Here is a 17,071-nt window from a genome sequence, read left to right on the forward strand (position 1 = left end):
ACAAAACCGGCTTCCGCTGTGTTGGTTACAATGCAAGTGTGCGCCGAATGGCGCCGTGCCACTCAGCCGTGCCCTGGACTCAGTCAGGGATGCGCCTGGCACCTGAGGTTAGTTCTCAAAAAGGAGTTCCGTGTCTTCACATCCGATTCGTGTTGCCATTGTCGGCGTAGGCAACTGCGCCGCATCGCTGGTCCAAGGTGTTCAGTACTATCGCGACGCTGACCCCAAGGCCACGATCCCGGGTCTGATGCACGTCGAGTTCGGCCAGTACCACGTCAACGACGTTCACTTCGTTGCTGCTTTCGATGTCGATAGCAAGAAGGTTGGGCTCGACCTCGCTGACGCCATCGGTGCCAGCGAAAACAACACCATCAAGATCGCCGACGTTCCCGCAACAGGCGTGACTGTCCAGCGCGGTCACACCCTCGATGGTCTGGGCAAGTACTACCGCGAGACGATCGTGGAGGCTCCGGAAGAAGCTGTAGACATCGTTGCCGCGCTCCGCGAAGCCAAAGCAGACGTTATGGTCTGCTACCTGCCCGTCGGTTCGGACCAGGCCGCCAAGTTCTACGCCCAGTGCGCCATCGACGCAGGCGTGGCCTTTGTCAACGCGTTGCCCGTTTTCATCGCCGGGACCAAGGAGTGGGCTGACAAGTTCACCGAAGCCGGCGTCCCGATTGTGGGCGACGACATCAAGAGCCAGATCGGTGCCACCATCACCCACCGTGTCATGGCCAAGCTGTTCGAAGACCGCGGCGTCACCCTGGACCGCACGTACCAGCTGAACGTTGGCGGCAACATGGACTTCAAGAACATGCTTGAGCGCGATCGCCTCGAGTCCAAGAAGATCTCCAAGACCCAGGCCGTCACCTCCAACGTTGAGGCTGAGCTGCACGCCGACGACGTCCACATCGGACCGTCCGACTACGTTGCCTGGCTCGATGACCGCAAGTGGGCCTTCGTCCGCCTTGAAGGCCGTAACTTCGGAGACGCCCCTGTTTCGCTCGAATACAAGCTCGAAGTGTGGGACTCCCCGAACTCTGCCGGTGTGATCATTGACGCCATCCGCGCTGCGAAGATCGGCCTGGACCGCGGAATCGGCGGCCCGCTGCTCTCCGCATCCAGCTACTTCATGAAGTCGCCGCCGGAGCAGTTCAACGACGACATCGCCCGCGACAAGGTTGAAGCCTTCATCCGCGGCGACATCGAACGCTAAACACCCCGCCTTACCAAGCGCCAAACCGCGCGACGCCAAACGCCCTCGTCTTCCGATACGGGGGCGTTTGCCGTACCCAACGCTCTATCAGATCCCTGCCCTCTGGGCGCAACGCTCTATCCGATCCTTGGCCTCTGAGCGCAACGCTCTATCCCTTTCCTCAAGGAAGTGAGAGAGGGTTGGGGTGTAGGGCTTGGGATGTGAGAGAGGGTTAGAAGAGGCCGGTAGGGTTGCCGTCGGCATCCACGTCCATGCGCATGGCGGCCGGTTCCTTGGGAAGGCCGGGCATGGTCATCACCGCACCGGTCAGCGCAACGATGAATCCAGCACCGGTCTTGGGAATCAGATCGCGAACGTGCACGCGGAATCCTTTGGGCGCACCCAGCCGGGACGCATCGTCGGTGAAGGAGTATTGTGTCTTGGCCATACACACGGGGAGCTCTGACCAGCCGTTCTTCTCGATCTCGGCGAGACGTTTGATTGCCGGCACAGAGAATTCCACACCGTCGGCCCCGTAGATCTCCTGCGTGATCGTCCGGATCTTGTCCTCAACACTGAGTTCCAGCGGGTAGAGGTGGTGGAAGTCGGTTGGCACATCCAGTGCGGCTGCCACCTTGGCGGCGAGCTCATCACCACCGTCGCCTCCGCCACCGCGCCCCCAAACATCGGCAACCGCCGCCTGAACGCCTTCCGCGGCGCACCAGGCAAGGAGCCACTGAAGTTCCTCCGGACTGTCCGTTCCGAATTTGTTGATGGACACAACGGGGGAAATACCGAACTTGGCCACGTTTCCCACGTGCCTTTTCAAATTCTCGACGCCGGCCGCCACGGCTTCGATGTTTGGCTCGCTGAGGTTCTCCTTGGCAACTCCGCCCTGCATTTTGAGGGCGCGGATGGTGGCTACTACTACGACGGCGGATGGCGCCACGTCGGCGATGCGCGCCTTGATGTCCATGTACTTCTCCGCACCAAGGTCCGCGCCGAAGCCTGCTTCGGTGACCACGACGTCGGCAAGCTGCATGGCGGTGCGGGTGGCGATCAACGAATTGCACCCGTGGGCGATGTTTGCGAAGGGGCCGCCGTGGACCAAAGCGGGCGTCCCTGCGATGGTTTGGACGAGGTTGGGCTTGATGGCATCCTTCAAGAGCATGGTGAGAGCGCCCTCCACACCGAGGTCCGACACCGTGACGGGTGCGCGGTCGTAGGTGTACCCGAAGGTGATGCGTCCCAGCCGGTCCCGAAGATCGTCAAGGTCTGAGGCGAGACAGAAGACCGCCATGATTTCCGAGGCCACGGTGATGTCGAAGCCGTCTTGCCTGGGCACTCCCTGCATGGGGCCGCCGAGTCCGATGATCACTTCGCGCAAAGCGCGGTCGTTCATGTCCAGCACGCGTTTGAACGTCATGCGGCGTGGATCGATGCCGAGGTGGTTGCCCTGGAAAATGTGGTTGTCCACCAAGGCCATGAGGGCGTTGTTTGCCGAGGTGATGGCGTGGAAGTCGCCCGTGAAGTGCAGGTTGATGTCGTCCATGGGCAACACCTGGGAGTAACCGCCGCCCGTGGCTCCACCTTTCATGCCCAGAATCGGACCGAGAGAGGGCTCACGCAGGGCGATCATCACGTTGTGGCCTGCGCGGGCCAGGGAATCAGCGAGTCCCACTGTGGTGGTCGACTTGCCTTCACCGGCAGGAGTGGGGGACATGGCGGAGACGAGCACTACCTTGCCGGGGGCCTTGCCCTGAGGCAGTACCAGTTTGGCCGTGTTGATCTTGGCCTTGTAAGGCCCGTACAGCTCAAGTGCATCCACGGGAATGCCGGCGCGTTCGGCCACCTCTTCAATGGAAAGCATGGTGGCGTGGTGGGCAATCTCAAGATCACTCATGACCTTGTTTTCAGACATCTTTGTCCTTCGGTTCTGCCCGCAGCGGGGATGCTGCTGCCGGGGGTTTACGCTGTGCGCGACAATCTATCAGCCCCGGTGCAGATACCGGCGGAGACTCAGCGCCGCGGGACCAAGAGTCCGCCCACAGCCTCACGGTAGCTTTCCAACGTGATGGCGGCGGTGCGTTGCCATCCGAAGGACTCGGCGTAGGTGGCAGCGAGCCGGCCCATGTCCTCGCGGGTCTGGACGTCGTCGTAAAGATCTTCTAGGGCGTCTGCCCAATCGGAAGGATCGTGTCCGTTTACCAGGATGCCCGTTCGCCCGTCGGAGATGGCGCGGGAGAGACCACCAACATTGGTGGCCACCACAGGTGTACCGCACGCCTGTGCTTCCAACGCCACCAAACCGAAGGACTCGCTGAAGGAGGGCATCACCACCACATCTGCTGACCGGAACCAGCTGGCCAGCTCCGGTGCCACAACAGGCGGCCGGTGAGTAACGACGTCGGAGAGTCCAGCGTCTTCAATAATGTGCTGGAGGTTGAAGTCCTTCGCCCCGCTCAGAGAGCCCAGTATGGTCATTTCCAAATCAATGTCCGGCCGGCGTTTTCGGAGTATGCCGGCCGCCTTGACGAATACCTGGGGACCTTTGAGCCGCTGGATCCTGCCGGCAAAGAGGATGTGGAAGCTGTCCGGCCTGACGCCCCGCAATGAACGCGATTTTCGCCGGAACGAGGGCGTGAACACCTTGAGGTCCACTCCCGGCGGGGCTACATCTATCCGGTCAGGATCCGCCCCGTAGTGTGAAACCAATTCCTCCGCTTCGGCAGGAGTATTGGCAACCAGCCTCGAAGCGCCGTCCACAATGCGTTGCTCTCCGTCTTCCCGGCGCCGCGGCTCAGGCCGTTCACCGGATTCCAGGACAAGATTTTTGACCTTGGCCATGGTGTGCATGGTGTGGATGAGGGGGACGCCCCAGAGTTCTGAGAGCTCGAGCCCTGCCACGCCTGAAACCCAGTAGTGGGAGTGGATGGCGTCGTAGCGGCCGTGGAGCTGTTGGTGGCGGATTTTGTCGATTTCCTCGACCATGTGGTGCAGAAGTGCCGGCAGTTCTTCCTTGGGCAGTTTGCGGCGTGGTCCTGCCATGACGTTGTGTACGCAGACGCCGGGGCCAGGGTGCTCGACGGCGGGCTGGCCGGCTTTGGTGGATCGCGTGAAGATTTCCACCTCCACCCCGGACTCCGCAAGTGCCATGGCCAAGGCGCGCACGTAAACGTTCATTCCGCCGGCATCTCCCGCGCCGGGCTGCTCCATGGGGGAGGTATGGAGGGACAGAAAGGCCACACGACGGATCAACGGCATCCGGGACCTCCTCACGATCACAGCAAATTCAACGTTGCGCTGCAGAAAACATTACTCCTGCCGTTGAGTCCTCAGCCGGGCAAGCTCCGCTATGTGGACAAGACTGCTAGCGTGGCCGCTGTGAGCCAAGAACAATCCTTTGACATCCGTAAAGCAACACCTGAGGACTGGCCCGGAATGTGGTCGATCCTGCAGCCGGTGATCCGCGAGGGCGAGACCTTCACATGGGATCGCGACACCACAGAAGAAGTGGCCAGGAGCAAATGGGTGAAGGAAGCTCCCGGCCAGACCTTCGTTGCTGTGCGCCAGGGCAGCGGCGAGGTCCTGGGAACAGGGGAGTTCCACGCCAATCAAGCCGGTGGTGGAAGCCATGTTGCCAACGCCGGATACATGGTGGGGGCCAACAACTCGGGTCAAGGTATTGCCAGGGCCCTGTGCGCCTACTCACTGAGCGAAGCGAAAGCGGCAGGCTTCCGTTCCATGCAGTACAACGCCGTGGTGGAGAGCAATGTGCGTGCCGTGTGGTTGTGGCAGTCCATGGGTTTCAAGATTCTTGCTACGGTGCCTGAAGCCTTCAACCACCCTGAAATCGGCTACGTGGGCTTGCACGTGATGTACCGAAAGCTTTAAGCCCACAGCTGGGTTAATTCAGGAAAAGCGGCCTCGTAACCGTCAAGCAGTTGCCGGCCCAAGCCGAGCGAACCTACCAGGGGATGTGCTGCAAAGGCTTCCACAGCTGCCTCGCGCTCGCCGGACACCACGGCGCGGATTGTCAGCCGCTCCACCTCCTTGATGTGCTGCATCAGGGTGAGGAACTGCCCGTCCGGCCGGTCCTGGGCCAGCGGCAACGCGCCGTCGGGCGTTACCTCGCAGGGAACCTCGACGACGGCGTCCCCAGGCAGTCCGGGCACCGCCGCCTCGGCAGCGGGCCCAGTGGGAGACACCGGCGAGTTGGGCACATTGAGGATCAACTGCGCCCTACCGCCGCCGGACAGCGCACGCATTGCCGAAAGCGCTACACGTTCGTATCCGCCTCCTGCGAGATCGGACTCGTCCCGCTGTTCCCCGTGGGTCCTCGCTTCTGCCAGGTAACCTTCCTCCCGGGAGCGCCGGGCGTCATCCCAGAGCCGGTATGGCTGTGAAGCATGGAGAAGCGACGGGTACAGCAACTGTTGCTGGCCGTGGATGGACGCCCCGCGGGTTTGCTGCTGCTGTCCAATGGCCTGGGTGGCCTGCGACGTTTGGTAGTAGTAGTAAAGGTATTCGTTGGGCAGGCAGCCAAGGAGCAGGAGGGTGTGCTGCCCGAACAAGCGGCCCTCCTCCATGGTTTCAAGTGCACCGTGATCGGACAGCAGATCCGGTAAGAGGTCCCGTCCAGCGGGTGCCAGCCGGTAAAGCCAGCCGAGGTGGTTCAGCCCGAAGTAGCCCACGCCGTCGAGGTGCCCTTCAGCAAGGGGGGCCCCGGCGGCGCGGGCAGCACGCTGGACCAATCCTCCGGCGGAATCGCAGATGCCGATCACCCGGTTACCCAAAACCGGCACCAAAGCCTCGGTAACCATGCCGGCCGGATTGGTGAAGTTGATGAGCCACGCATCGGGGCAATACTCCCGCATGGCCTCAGCGAGTTCCAGCATCCGAGGGATGGAGCGCAGCGCATAGGAGATGCCGCCGGCGCCGGTGGTCTCCTGGCCCAGCAACCCCAACCTCAGGGGAATCTGTTCGTCCGCGATCCTCCCCGCGGTACCACCGGGTCGGATCGCCGCGAACACCATGTCCGTGCCGGTGAGTGCCTGCCCAAGATCCGTGGAGACAACGACGACGGGCCCGGAACCGCCCGTGGGCATGTCGCGAAGCACCGCCTCAATGGCAGCGAGCCGTAACTCATCCACGTCAAAGAGAACAAGCCCGTCCACCAAACCTGCGAAAGGTCCCTCGCACAAAGCCCGGTACACGAGGGGAACCCGGAATCCGCCGCCACCGGCGATCATGAGCCGCATGGTCCGAGTCTATGCAGGCATGCAAGTCTATGCAGCCCAGCACGTGCAGCGTAGTCTGCCGTGCATGGACGCTATGCCCCAGCGACGATACGACCCCTTGGCTACCGTCCGGTCGGACGGGGACCACCAGTGCGATCTCCTCCTGACAGGAACGGTTTTCCAGGACATCATTTTCACCGGCCTTCCGCACGCACCCGAACCCGGCACGGAGGTGTGGAGCGAAGGTATGGGCAGCTGCCCCGGGGGCGTAGCCAACCAGGCCATTGCTGCCGCACGGCTTGGCTTGCGCACCAACCTCGCGGCAACCTTCGGAGACGACGGATACGGCGATTACAACTGGCAGATCCTGGAAAGCCAGGAGCACGTTGACCTCTCACTCTCGCTGCGGGTTTCGGGCTGGCATTCTCCAGTGACGGTATCCATGTGCGTGAATCAGGACCGGTCCATGGTGACACACGGCCACCCCGCCCCGATCAGTTCCTCGGAATTGATCGGAAAACCACCCAAGGCACTCGCCGCCGTCGCAGATTTAGGCGAGGAACTGGAGCCGTGGATGCTGGCCGCGAAGGATGCAGGCACCAAGCTCTTTGGCGTGGTGGGCTGGGATCCTACGGGGAAGTGGTCCGAGCGTCGCCTGGACCAGCTGGCTAACTTCTACGCCTTCTTGCCTAATGCCCCTGAAGCGATGGCGTTCACCGGCAAAACCGACCCGTGGGCGGCCTTGTATTCGCTGGCTGACCGCGTCCCAGTGGCAGTGGTAACCCTCGGCCCCCAAGGCGCCGTGGCAGTGGACTCCGAAACCGGGGAAGAGGAGTGGGTGCCGTCCCTGCCCGTATCAGCCTCAGATCCCACCGGCGCCGGGGACTGTTTCGGGGCGGCCTTCATTGTGGGGTGCCTGGCAGGGTGGAGGCTGGGGGACCGGCTCCGGTTCGCGAACCTTTGCGCTTCCCTGGCGGTCCAGGAAGTGGGGGGCTCACTGGCTGCACCGGGATGGGGAGACATCGCGGATTGGTGGCAACGGGCGAACGCGCGGAAGGAGCGTCAGTCCAGTCAATGGCTGCGGCGCTTCGCCTTCCTGGAACCGATCGTGAAGGACATCCCGGCCGAAGCCCAACGACGAGCCCGGGCCACCATCGCGCATCTGTCTGACGCGCAGTAGCCATGGCCGGGCTCCGCAGTTAACCCGAGTTCACTGACAGCACTAGAATCTCTAGGGTGACTTACGAAGCAGCTGCAGAAATCGGGATCGGCGCGAAGACCTCCATAGCAAAGTCAGCGGTCCTGGAGCGCTCCGCCGTGATCGATCTGGACGCCGTGCGGCACAACGTTCGTCAGTTCGTGGGCATTGCCTCCCCGGCCGCTGTGATGGCTGTGGTGAAGGCGGACGCCTATGGGCACGGTGCCGTGCAGGTGGCGCGGGCAGCCCTCGACGCCGGAGCTGCCTGGCTGGGTGTCGCCCACATTTCCGAGGCGCTCGCCTTGCGCGCCGCCGGAGTCGAGGCCCCGCTCCTCGCCTGGTTGCACACCCGCGAAAGCAACTTCCAAGCGGCAGTCGCCGCCGGCATCGACGTCGGGATCTCCGGTTGGGAGCTCGAAGCGGTAGTCGCCGCAGCGCGGGAACAGGAGCGACCCGCGCGGGTGCATCTCAAAGTGGACACGGGACTGGGCCGGAATGGCTGCACCATTGCGGATTGGGACCAGCTGTTGGGACAGGCCATGGACTACCAGGATCAGGGCCTCCTGCGGGTTGTGGGTATCTTCTCGCACCTGGCCGTTGCAGACGAGCCGCAACGCCCAGAAACGGACCATCAACTGGCCGTCTTCCGCGAGGCAATCGCCATGGCCGAGGACGCCGGCGTTGACACCGAGGTCCGGCATATAGCCAACACGCCGGCGGCTTTGTCCCGACCCGACTCTCACTTCGACCTTGTCCGCGTAGGCCTCGGTGTGTACGGACTCTCGCCCTTCGATGGGGCCACATCTGCCGAATTGGGCCTGCATCCCGCCATGACTGTCCGGACTCTCCTGTCCAACTGCAAAAAGGTACCCGAAGGCCAAGGCGTCTCTTACGGACTCAATTACCGGACCAGCGAGGAAAGCACGCTGGGCCTGGTGCCGCTGGGCTATGCGGACGGCGTCCCCAGGGTCGCCACCGGGGGTCCTGTACGGGTAAACGGCACGACGTATCCGGTTGTTGGCAGGATCGCCATGGACCAGATGGTCATCGACCTCGGACCTCTGTCCCCGGAGGAGGCGACAGGCCTCAAGGGTGCCGAGGCTGTCATGTTTGGTAATGGAGCAGACGGTGGCCCCACCGCCGATGATTGGGCGGCCGCAGCAGGAACCAACAACTACGAAATCGTGACGCGCATCAGCCCCCGGGTCCCTCGCAGCTACGTCAACGAAATGCCCGCCACGCCGGAGTCACCAGCGGCCCTCAATGACGCAGCTGGAACGGCAACGCTGTGAGCGACGCCCAGTGGGAGCGCACGCTCACAGTCACGACGGCGGAACAGACACACGCGCTCGCAGCGGCTGTGGGCGAGGTGCTTGAGGCCGGGGATCTCCTGGTCCTGACAGGCGAGCTGGGTGCGGGCAAGACCACGTTCACCCAGGGACTTGGCGAAGGCCTGGGGGTGCGTGCAGGCATCATTTCGCCAACGTTTGTCCTGGTACGGATCCACCCAAATCTCCCGGATGGCCCCAGGCCCGGTGGTCCGGACCTGGTCCATGTTGATGCTTACCGGCTGGACTCGACAGCGGAGATCGACGACATCGATCTTGAGAACACCATGGATACAGCGGTCACCGTGGTGGAGTGGGGCAGGGACCGGGTGGAGCATCTCTCGGACAGCCGTCTGGAGGTTGACCTGCACCGGTCCGTTGGCGGGGCAGCCGCTGCGCCCACTACGGACGGGGACGTTATGGACTTCGACACCGATGACGACGACGAGCCCCGCACCATTGTTTTCCGCGGATTCGGTCCCCGCTGGGCCGAAGCGCCGCAGGTCCTTGAAACTACATCACCTGTGAAAGGCCTCTAATGCTGATCCTGGCCATTGATACGTCAGCGGTTGCCAGTGCGGCGCTGATTTCGGACGATGCCATGGAGTCCGTGGTGGAATCTTTCGCCACGGAGGATACCCGCAGCCACGCCGAAGTCCTTGCTCCCGGGATCGCAAAGCTTTTGGCCGGTGCCGGTGTCACCGGCGCTGACATTGACGCGATCGTCACGGGTGTGGGACCCGGCCCGTTCACCGGGCTCCGTTCGGGCATTGCGACGGCCCGCACCCTCGCCTACGTATGGAACAAGCCGTTGTATGGGCTGATGAGCCTGGACGCCATTGCCTTGGAAGTTGCGGAGTCAACGGCCTCCACACCCGAGTTCCTTGTGGCTACCGACGCCCGACGCAAAGAGGTTTATTGGGCCCGTTATGTGCTGGCTGACGGACAGCTTCCGGAACTCGTGGACGGCCCTCATGTGGGTTTCGCCTCCGAGCTCCCGGACTTGCCGGTGTTTGGGGCGGGTGCAGGTTTGTACGCCGATGTCCTCACTGCGGACGTTGATTTCGCTCAGACCCAGCCGGACGCGACCTCGCTGGGGCAGTTCGCTTTGGCAAAGCTCACGGCCGGTCAGACCTTGCTGGACTCTACACCGTTGTATCTGCGCGAATCCGATGCCCAGGTGCCTGGACCCAGGAAGCGTGCGCTGTGACCGAAAGGAAATTCTCACCCAAGCTGGAACTCGCCGGTCTTTCCCTGCGGGACATGACCGAGGCTGATATCCCGGCAGTGGAGACGTTGGAGCGCCGGTTGTTCCCCGTGGATGCCTGGCCGTTGCAGATGTTCTTCGACGAATTGGCCCAGCCGGAGACCCGGCGCTATGTGGTGGCGGAGGTTTCCGGGGAGATCGTGGCCTACGCCGGGTTGATGTGTATTGAGCCGATCGCGGACGTCCAGACGATCGCCGTCGTGCCTGAATTCGAGGGCAAGGGCATCGGTTCGGCTGTCCTGACTGAACTGATTGATGAAGCGCGTCGCCGCCGTGCGGCAGACGTCCTGCTGGAAGTCCGGGCGGACAACCCCCGCGCCCAGCAGCTGTACTTGCGGTTCGGCTTTGAGCAGATCCACGTGCGTCCCCGCTATTACCGGGACGGCACGGACGCCCTGATCATGCGTCTTGAACTGAACAAACCACAGTCCCACGAAGGAGCCACGGCGTGAGCGGGCAGTATCCGGAACAGTCACAGCAGCAGCCGTTGGTGCTGGGCATCGAGTCTTCCTGCGATGAGACCGGCGTGGGGATCGTGCGGGGGACCACCCTCTTGACCAACACCGTGTCCTCGTCCATGGATGAGCATGTCCGCTTCGGCGGTGTCATCCCGGAGATCGCGTCGCGCGCGCACCTGGACGCTTTTGTGCCCACTTTGCAGGAGTCGCTGCATGAAGCCGGTGTCACCTTGGACGAGATTGATGCCATTGCCGTGACATCCGGTCCCGGCTTGGCAGGTGCGCTCATGGTAGGCGTCTGTGCTGCCAAGGCGCTGGCTGTGGCCACGGGAAAACCGCTGTACGCCATCAACCATCTGGTGGCGCATGTGGGCGTGGGACTCCTGAACGGACGTCAAGGAACTGAGGGAAAGAACGACGCCGGTGCTGCCGCCGGCTTGGGAGCCGGCAAGCTGCCGGAGAACCTCGGAGCCCTCCTGGTCTCGGGCGGGCATACGGAAATCCTGCGCATCCGCAGCATCACGGACGACGTCGAGCTTCTCGGTTCAACCATTGACGACGCCGCCGGCGAAGCCTACGACAAAGTGGCCCGCATCCTTGGCCTCGGGTATCCCGGTGGCCCGGCCATCGACAAATTGGCGCGTCAAGGTAACCCCAAATCCATCCGCTTCCCTCGCGGCCTGACGCAGCCCAAGTACATGGGTAGTGCGGAGGAAAAGGGCCCGCACCGCTATGACTGGTCTTTCAGCGGCCTGAAAACAGCGGTGGCCCGGTGCGTTGAGCAGTTCGAAGCCCGTGGCGAAGAAGTCCCCGTGGCGGACATTGCCGCAGCGTTCCAGGAAGCCGTGGTGGACGTCATCAGTTCCAAAGCAGTCCTGGCCTGCAAAGAGCATGGCATCACGGACGTCTTGCTTGGTGGGGGAGTAGCAGCGAACTCTCGGCTTCGGGAACTGACCGGGCAGCGGTGTACTTCCGCCGGAATCAAGCTCCATGTCCCGCCGCTGGACCTGTGCACGGATAACGGCGCCATGGTTGCGGCGCTCGGTGCCCAGCTGATCATGGCCGGCATCGGCCCCAGCGGAGTCTCCTTCGCGCCGGATTCCTCCATGCCGGTGACCACGGTGTCAGTGCCCGCCTGAGCTTCAGACTCAGGCAAACAGGGAACTAGGCGTCAGGTCCTTTGCGCATTTGGTGCACGAGGTCCATGACCACTGCCTGCAGGTCACCGTTGTGTTCGGCGGCGACGCGGCGCTGGCGCTGGTAGCTTGCCCCACGCTCAATGATCTTCAGGACGTCTGCCAATTCTTCGGAGCAGCCGAGCTTTGCTGCCACGGGCTCAAGCCGCGCGACGGTTTCCGTGAGGTGCTCTGTGACAAGCTGCTCGTTGCCTTCGGCGTCGAGGATGATGATGGCTTCCATGCCGTAACGCGCGGCCCGCCATTTGTTCTCCTGCACATGCCAGGGCGGCATGGTGGGGATGCTGCCGCCTGCATCAAGGATGGAGGAGAACTCGTCCACCAGGCATTGGGTCAGCGCGGCAATGGCTCCTACTTCTTCAAGAGTGGCCAGCCCGTCGCAGATGCGCATCTCGATGGTCCCAAGGTTGGCCACCGGGCGGATGTCCCAGCGGATTTCTGAGGTCGCATCGATGACGCCGGTGGTGAACATGTCCTGGACATAGGACTCGTACGCCTCCCACGTGTCGAATTGGAAGGGGAGGCCTGCGGTGGGAAGCTGCTGGAACATGAGCGCACGCTGGGAGGCGTAGCCGGTCTCTTCTCCGGCCCAGTAAGGGCTTGAGGCGGACAGGGCTTGGAAGTGCGGGAAGTAGTTGACCAGCCCGTCCAGGATGGGAAGGACCTTTTCCTTGCGGTCGATGCCCACGTGGACGTGAACACCGTAGATCACCATTTGGCGTCCCCACCATTGGGTCCGCTCAATGAGCTTGGCATAACGCTCCTTGTCCGTGACGGGCTGGAGCAGGGGAGGGCTGAAGGGGTGGCTGCCTGCGCAGAAGACTTCCACGCCCATGGGATCGGTGACTTCACGCACGGCGGCCAGGGAGCGGCTGAGGTCTTCCTTGGCGTCTTTGACTGTTTCGCAGATCCCGGTGACCAGTTCCACCGTATTGAGGAGCAGTTCGCGCTTGATATGGGGGTGTTCGTCGTCCTCGTTGAGGTCGGGGTGGTTCGCGGCGACGCCTTTGAGGACGTCGTTGGCCACTGATACCAGTTCCCCGGTGCGTGCATTGACGAGCGCCAACTCCCATTCCACACCCAGTGTCGATTGCCTGGATGGCGCAAAATCAATCTGCACGTAGTCCCCTCATTTGTCTTGTCTCAGCCGGACACGGTTCCCCGCTGTGGGGCCGCCAGCGGTCGGAACAAGTCTAATGCAGCTGGAACGCAGGTTTCTGCTGTGGTCTTGCGAGGGGGAAAGTCCCGTCATTTGCTATTGAGAATGCTTCTCAATAGAATCGCTGCATGCATCTCACAGTTGTCAGTTCCTTGGACACCCAATGCCGCGAGTCCGCCGCTGCCCGGCTCGGCCAAACCCACGCCAATTCCGTGGTGGTCCTTCACGATCTCCTTGATGGCTCGATGGTCCTGCGGCGGGTATACCGGAACGGCCAGTTGTTCGAGCGCGAAACCACAGTTCTGGAGCATGGTTGCCTCAGCTGCACTGTCAGATTGGATGTAGTCCCGACGGCGGAACGTCTCGCCTCCTGCGGTTTCGACCATGTAGTGCTGGGCCTCCCGCCCGGCGTTGCAGCCGGCATGGCCGTTGGCGAGCTTCGGCGTGGCCTGAGCCGCCCTGCGGTGATAGACAACGCCGTACTGGCTTTGGACCCTGGGGAACTGGATGACCACATTTGGGACCGTCACACGCTGTTCGAGTCCGGGTTTACGTCCATGCCCACAGATGAACGAACCAGCGGAGAATTCCTGATCGGCGAGTTCGGGCAGGTGGATACGGTGATGGTGTACCCCGGCCTGGGTGCGGTGCTGGGCGGCGAACCTCGCGAAGGCACTTCGCAGTGGCAGTTGGGTGTCCAGTTGCTTGGCCAGTTGGCGTCCCACGCAGGGGTCATTGGCGCCGCTGACGCCTACAGGCCGGGATGCTTCGACGACGCTGAAGCGGCGGCACGCAACCGTCCCGGCGTCGTGCGTGTGCCCGTCAGCGACGGGGGTGGGTCCTACCGGACGGTGCTCCACAAAGTGGGTCGGCCGCTGCATCCGGGACGCTTCCGCGAAGCCCTGCCCCAACTGGCCGCCGGAACGCACTGGCTGCGAGGCCGCCTCTGGATCGCATCAGCGCCGAAAACAAGGATCGCCGTCCAAGGTATTGGGCCTAGGGTCTGGCTCGAAAGTACCGGGAAATGGCTGGCGGACTCGGCCGAACCTGGCCAGGCGCACCCCGGAAAGGCGGGTGCCGACGTCGACTCTGTCCTGGACTGGCATCCCAGCCGCGGCGACCGTGGAACTGTGCTGGCGATCACCGGCCTTTCGGAGGACATCGACGCCCGGGAATTTCGCGGGCTCCTGGACGGTTGCCAACTCACCCAAGCTGAAATGCAGCAGGATTTCGGCGTGTGGGACGACCCCCTGGAACTCAGCGACGCCCTTTAAACCAACCACCCAACCAAAGGAGAAACACCATGAAGGTCAGGAATTCGCTGCGTGCCCTCAAGAAGATCCCCGGCGCCCAGATTGTGCGCAGGCGCGGGCGTACCTTCGTCATCAACAAGAACAATCCGCGGATGAAGGCGCGGCAGGGCTAACCGCACGTCGGTGATAAGGGGGCGTGTTTAATGGGGGAATGCCAATCCTGAACAAAGACATGTCCCTGTGCATTTCGCTTGCGGCCCGGCCCAGCAATATCGGCACCCGGTTCCACAATTATTTGTACGATCTGCTCGGCCTGAACTTTGTCTACAAAGCATTCGCCCCTGCGGACATCACCCTTGCAGTGGCTGGCATCCGCGGCCTCCCCATCCGGGGCGCCGCGGTTTCCATGCCGTACAAGGAAGCCGTCATCCCGTTGGTTGACGTGATGGACCCGTCGGCCAAGGCCATTGATTCGGTGAACACCATCGTCAACGACAATGGCGTGCTGACTGCCTACAACACGGACTACATCGCCATTGCCCGGCTGTTGAAGGACCACCAGGTTCCCAGCAGCCACAGCGTGCTCCTCCGCGGTGCGGGCGGTATGGCCAAGGCCGTAGCCGCAGCACTTCGGGAAGCCGGGTTCACCGCCGTCACCATCGTGGCCCGCAACGAGGACACCGGCCGTGCATTAGCAGATCTTTACGGCTTCGCTTGGCAGGATGACGTCAACGGCTCCACAGCTGATCTCATCATCAACGTCACGCCGTTGGGAATGGCAGGTGCGGACGAAACAGCGCAGTCCTTCGACGACGCCACGATTGCCGCGGCGCAAGTAGTGTTTGACGTCGTGGCTTTGCCGTCCGAGACGCCACTTATCAGTGCTGCCCGGAAGGCGGACAAGAAGGTGATCACGGGCGCTGAAGTTATTGCCATCCAAGCCGAGGAACAGTTTGTCCTGTACACCGGCGTGCGCCCTAGCCCTGAGCAGGTCCGCGAAGCCTCGGAGTTTTCACGCCGCTGACTGCCGGGTGCCGCTGACGCTCTAGGCCGTCACCGGTTCCACCACAACAGCCACTCTCTCCTCGCCGATCCTGGTGAGGACCAGGGTGGCTGTTTTCGTCCCAAGGGACTTATCCGGTTTGGCGGGCAGCAACTGCTTCCGGAGTTCCTCGGGAGTGACTGCCGTGCCGCGCTTCTTGATGTCCAGCACAGTGATCCCGTTGGCCTTGACCCAAGCCTTGAGGGCCTTGACGTTATAGGGCATCACCTCAAGAACCTTGTAGGCACGGGCGAAGGGAGTGTCGTGCAGCGCAGGCGCGCAGATGTAGGCAATGTGCTCGTCCACCAGGTGCCCGCCCAGCCGTTCGGCGACGTCGGCCACCAGTCCTGCGCGGATCACCGCACCATCGGGTTCGTAGAGGAAACCTTCTACAGGCCCGACGGCGGCTACCGGGCCGCCGTCGAAATCCGCGCCGCTGGTGATCTCAGCGGCGCCTTGGCCGCCAATCACCAGCGCGGCGCGACGCACGCCGGGGCGGGACACTGCGTTGAACCACAGGGTCACTTCGGTGACGTCGCCGCCTACCGAAACCCACTGGGCTTCGCAGCCTGAAGGCACGGACTCATGCGGGATGCCGGGACCCATCTTGACGCCGATGGCGCGGCCGGTAGCCGCCAGGCGTTCCACGAAGGACAACGGGGGAGAGAAGGCTTCAGGGTCCCAGATCCGTTTGGTTCCGGAGGTGGACGTGGTTCGCCGGGCGGGATCCAGCCATACGCCGTCCACCCCGTCCAATTCCACGGTTGTTGCGTCGGAGTGCACCACGGTGGCATGCGGGAAGGGCATGAGATTGATGGTGGCGCAGGCGGCGGTGGTTTCATCCATCTCAACTGCGGTCACGGAAATGTCCATTGACGCCATCGCCATGGAGTCGGCGCCAAGGCCGCAGCCCAGGTCTGCAACGTGCGAGATGCCGGCCTTCGCGAAGCGCTCGGCGTGACGGGCTGCGACGTTCAATCGCGTTGCCTGCTCCAAGCCGGCTTGGGTAAAGAGCATCTGCCGGGCAAACTCGCCGAACTTTGCCTCTGCGCGCGTCCGCAGCCTGGATTGCGTGAGGACCGCAGCTACCAGCTCCGGGGAGTGACCCGCTTTGCGGAGGTCTGCGTTGACGCTGAAGGAATCGGCCTCCCGATAGGGTCCCAGTGAGGCAAGAAGTTCCCATCCTTCAGTAGTCAGCAAGGGTGCGATCTGTTCCTGCGGTGCGTGAGGCATGGGATCAAGCCTAACGGCGCGGCGCTTGACAGCGTGACCGGCGAATCAGCCGGATAGGGTTGTTTTCATGGAAGACAACGCAGCACCGCACCCCTCCCTGACGAAGATTGCGCGCCCCGCCCTGATAGCGGGGGTCGTGATCGCGGTGGTCTGCATCGGCCTGCTGATCATTATCTTCGCGTTGGATTCCTTCAATGCGGCTACTTACTCGGTGGCCGGCAAGAGCGTCAATGACGCCACCGATGAAGCGCAGGGCATCCGCGAACTTTACAGCGGCGCCCGGACCGGTGGAATTATCACGCTGGTGATCTCCGGCATCGTGGCTATAGCCGCCGCCGTGGTGCTGTACCTGAACCGCGGCAATGCTCCGCTGGATGAGGATGACGGCGGCGAAGACTACGATCTGGACGACCTGACGGGCAGGTAAGGGACGTTCACCCATGACGAAATGCTGGCACTCACCTTGACCGAGTGCTAACGCTTACATAGAGTCTTGTTAGCA

17 protein-coding genes are annotated in these 17,071 nt (G+C 62.8%); 12 read left to right on the forward strand and 5 right to left on the reverse strand.

The features are described 5' to 3' along the window. Nucleotides 1-130: 130 nt before the first annotated feature. Nucleotides 131-1,216, forward strand: coding sequence for an inositol-3-phosphate synthase (locus HAV21_RS01060; protein ID WP_090817844.1), 1,086 nt, complete (start codon nucleotides 131-133; stop codon nucleotides 1,214-1,216). A 211-nt stretch (nucleotides 1,217-1,427) separates the two neighbouring features. Here the strand turns inward: HAV21_RS01060 and HAV21_RS01065 are convergent, their stop codons facing one another. After that, nucleotides 1,428-3,116, reverse strand: coding sequence for a formate--tetrahydrofolate ligase (locus HAV21_RS01065; RefSeq protein ID WP_166839952.1), 1,689 nt, complete (start codon nucleotides 3,114-3,116; stop codon nucleotides 1,428-1,430). Between the two features lie 98 nt (nucleotides 3,117-3,214). Next, a complete protein-coding gene (gene mshA, locus HAV21_RS01070) occupies nucleotides 3,215-4,459 on the reverse strand; it encodes a D-inositol-3-phosphate glycosyltransferase (protein WP_142938400.1) in 1,245 nt (414 codons plus the stop codon). 111 nt (nucleotides 4,460-4,570) lie between these two features. Between mshA and HAV21_RS01075 the strand changes: the two genes are divergently transcribed. After that, nucleotides 4,571-5,089, forward strand: coding sequence for a GNAT family N-acetyltransferase (locus tag HAV21_RS01075; RefSeq protein ID WP_166840867.1), 519 nt, complete (start codon nucleotides 4,571-4,573; stop codon nucleotides 5,087-5,089). On the opposite strand, the gene HAV21_RS01080 is transcribed toward HAV21_RS01075, so the two are convergent. Further along, nucleotides 5,086-6,456 (reverse strand): 6-phospho-beta-glucosidase, encoded by a 1,371-nt coding sequence (locus tag HAV21_RS01080; protein WP_166839953.1) that lies wholly within the window; start codon nucleotides 6,454-6,456, stop codon nucleotides 5,086-5,088. The genes HAV21_RS01075 and HAV21_RS01080 overlap by 4 nt on opposite strands. A gap of 19 nt (nucleotides 6,457-6,475) precedes the next feature. Between HAV21_RS01080 and HAV21_RS01085 the strand changes: the two genes are divergently transcribed. From HAV21_RS01085 to tsaD, 6 genes are read left to right on the forward strand one after another with little or no spacing between them, the layout of a single operon-like run. Then, nucleotides 6,476-7,615 carry a carbohydrate kinase family protein gene (locus tag HAV21_RS01085; protein ID WP_166839955.1) on the forward strand — a complete coding sequence of 380 codons (1,140 nt, stop codon included), beginning with the start codon at nucleotides 6,476-6,478 and terminating at the stop codon, nucleotides 7,613-7,615. A 56-nt stretch (nucleotides 7,616-7,671) separates the two neighbouring features. Continuing rightward, nucleotides 7,672-8,925: an alanine racemase gene (gene alr, locus HAV21_RS01090; RefSeq protein WP_166839956.1), complete on the forward strand. Its 1,254-nt coding sequence runs from the start codon at nucleotides 7,672-7,674 to the stop codon at nucleotides 8,923-8,925. Beyond that, nucleotides 8,922-9,500 carry a tRNA (adenosine(37)-N6)-threonylcarbamoyltransferase complex ATPase subunit type 1 TsaE gene (gene tsaE, locus HAV21_RS01095; RefSeq protein WP_166839959.1) on the forward strand — a complete coding sequence of 193 codons (579 nt, stop codon included), beginning with the start codon at nucleotides 8,922-8,924 and terminating at the stop codon, nucleotides 9,498-9,500. The genes alr and tsaE overlap by 4 nt, the downstream gene beginning before the upstream one ends. Next, complete coding sequence (tsaB, locus tag HAV21_RS01100; protein ID WP_166839961.1) at nucleotides 9,500-10,171, forward strand: tRNA (adenosine(37)-N6)-threonylcarbamoyltransferase complex dimerization subunit type 1 TsaB; 672 nt, start codon at nucleotides 9,500-9,502, stop codon at nucleotides 10,169-10,171. Before tsaE ends, tsaB begins: the two co-directional genes overlap by 1 nt. Nucleotides 10,172-10,224: 53 nt before the next feature. Beyond that, on the forward strand, nucleotides 10,225-10,680 hold the full coding sequence (gene rimI / locus HAV21_RS01105) for a ribosomal protein S18-alanine N-acetyltransferase (protein WP_166840869.1): 456 nt from the start codon (nucleotides 10,225-10,227) through the stop codon (nucleotides 10,678-10,680). Further along, nucleotides 10,677-11,825: a tRNA (adenosine(37)-N6)-threonylcarbamoyltransferase complex transferase subunit TsaD gene (gene tsaD, locus HAV21_RS01110; protein ID WP_166839963.1), complete on the forward strand. Its 1,149-nt coding sequence runs from the start codon at nucleotides 10,677-10,679 to the stop codon at nucleotides 11,823-11,825. Before rimI ends, tsaD begins: the two co-directional genes overlap by 4 nt. A gap of 25 nt (nucleotides 11,826-11,850) precedes the next feature. Here the strand turns inward: tsaD and HAV21_RS01115 are convergent, their stop codons facing one another. Further along, nucleotides 11,851-13,002, reverse strand: a complete 1,152-nt coding sequence (locus tag HAV21_RS01115) for a glutamate--cysteine ligase (RefSeq protein WP_142938409.1) — start codon at nucleotides 13,000-13,002, stop codon at nucleotides 11,851-11,853. Nucleotides 13,003-13,169: 167 nt separating this feature from the next. Here HAV21_RS01115 and HAV21_RS01120 point away from each other — a divergent pair, with 167 nt between their 5' ends. Genes HAV21_RS01120 through HAV21_RS01130 form a run of 3 tightly spaced genes read left to right on the forward strand, consistent with a single transcriptional unit; the run spans nucleotide 13,170 to nucleotide 15,318 of the window. Beyond that, nucleotides 13,170-14,315, forward strand: coding sequence for a GTP-binding protein (locus HAV21_RS01120; protein WP_166839965.1), 1,146 nt, complete (start codon nucleotides 13,170-13,172; stop codon nucleotides 14,313-14,315). Nucleotides 14,316-14,344: 29 nt separating this feature from the next. Then, the gene (gene ykgO, locus HAV21_RS01125) at nucleotides 14,345-14,467 is read left to right on the forward strand and encodes a type B 50S ribosomal protein L36 (RefSeq protein ID WP_011775528.1); all 123 of its coding nucleotides are present in this window, start codon (nucleotides 14,345-14,347) and stop codon (nucleotides 14,465-14,467) included. Nucleotides 14,468-14,505: 38 nt separating this feature from the next. Further along, on the forward strand, nucleotides 14,506-15,318 hold the full coding sequence (locus tag HAV21_RS01130; protein WP_166839967.1) for a shikimate 5-dehydrogenase: 813 nt from the start codon (nucleotides 14,506-14,508) through the stop codon (nucleotides 15,316-15,318). A gap of 21 nt (nucleotides 15,319-15,339) precedes the next feature. On the opposite strand, the gene HAV21_RS01135 is transcribed toward HAV21_RS01130, so the two are convergent. Then, nucleotides 15,340-16,569, reverse strand: a complete 1,230-nt coding sequence (locus HAV21_RS01135; RefSeq protein WP_166839969.1) for a class I SAM-dependent methyltransferase — start codon at nucleotides 16,567-16,569, stop codon at nucleotides 15,340-15,342. Nucleotides 16,570-16,636: 67 nt separating this feature from the next. On the opposite strand from HAV21_RS01135, the gene HAV21_RS01140 reads away from it, so the two are divergent. Beyond that, entirely contained in the window at nucleotides 16,637-16,996 is a 360-nt protein-coding gene (locus HAV21_RS01140; RefSeq protein ID WP_166839971.1) for a hypothetical protein, read from the forward strand. Nucleotides 16,997-17,071 lie beyond the last annotated feature (75 nt).

The organism is Paenarthrobacter sp. MSM-2-10-13, assembly GCF_011605365.1.
Classification (GTDB): domain Bacteria; phylum Actinomycetota; class Actinomycetes; order Actinomycetales; family Micrococcaceae; genus Arthrobacter.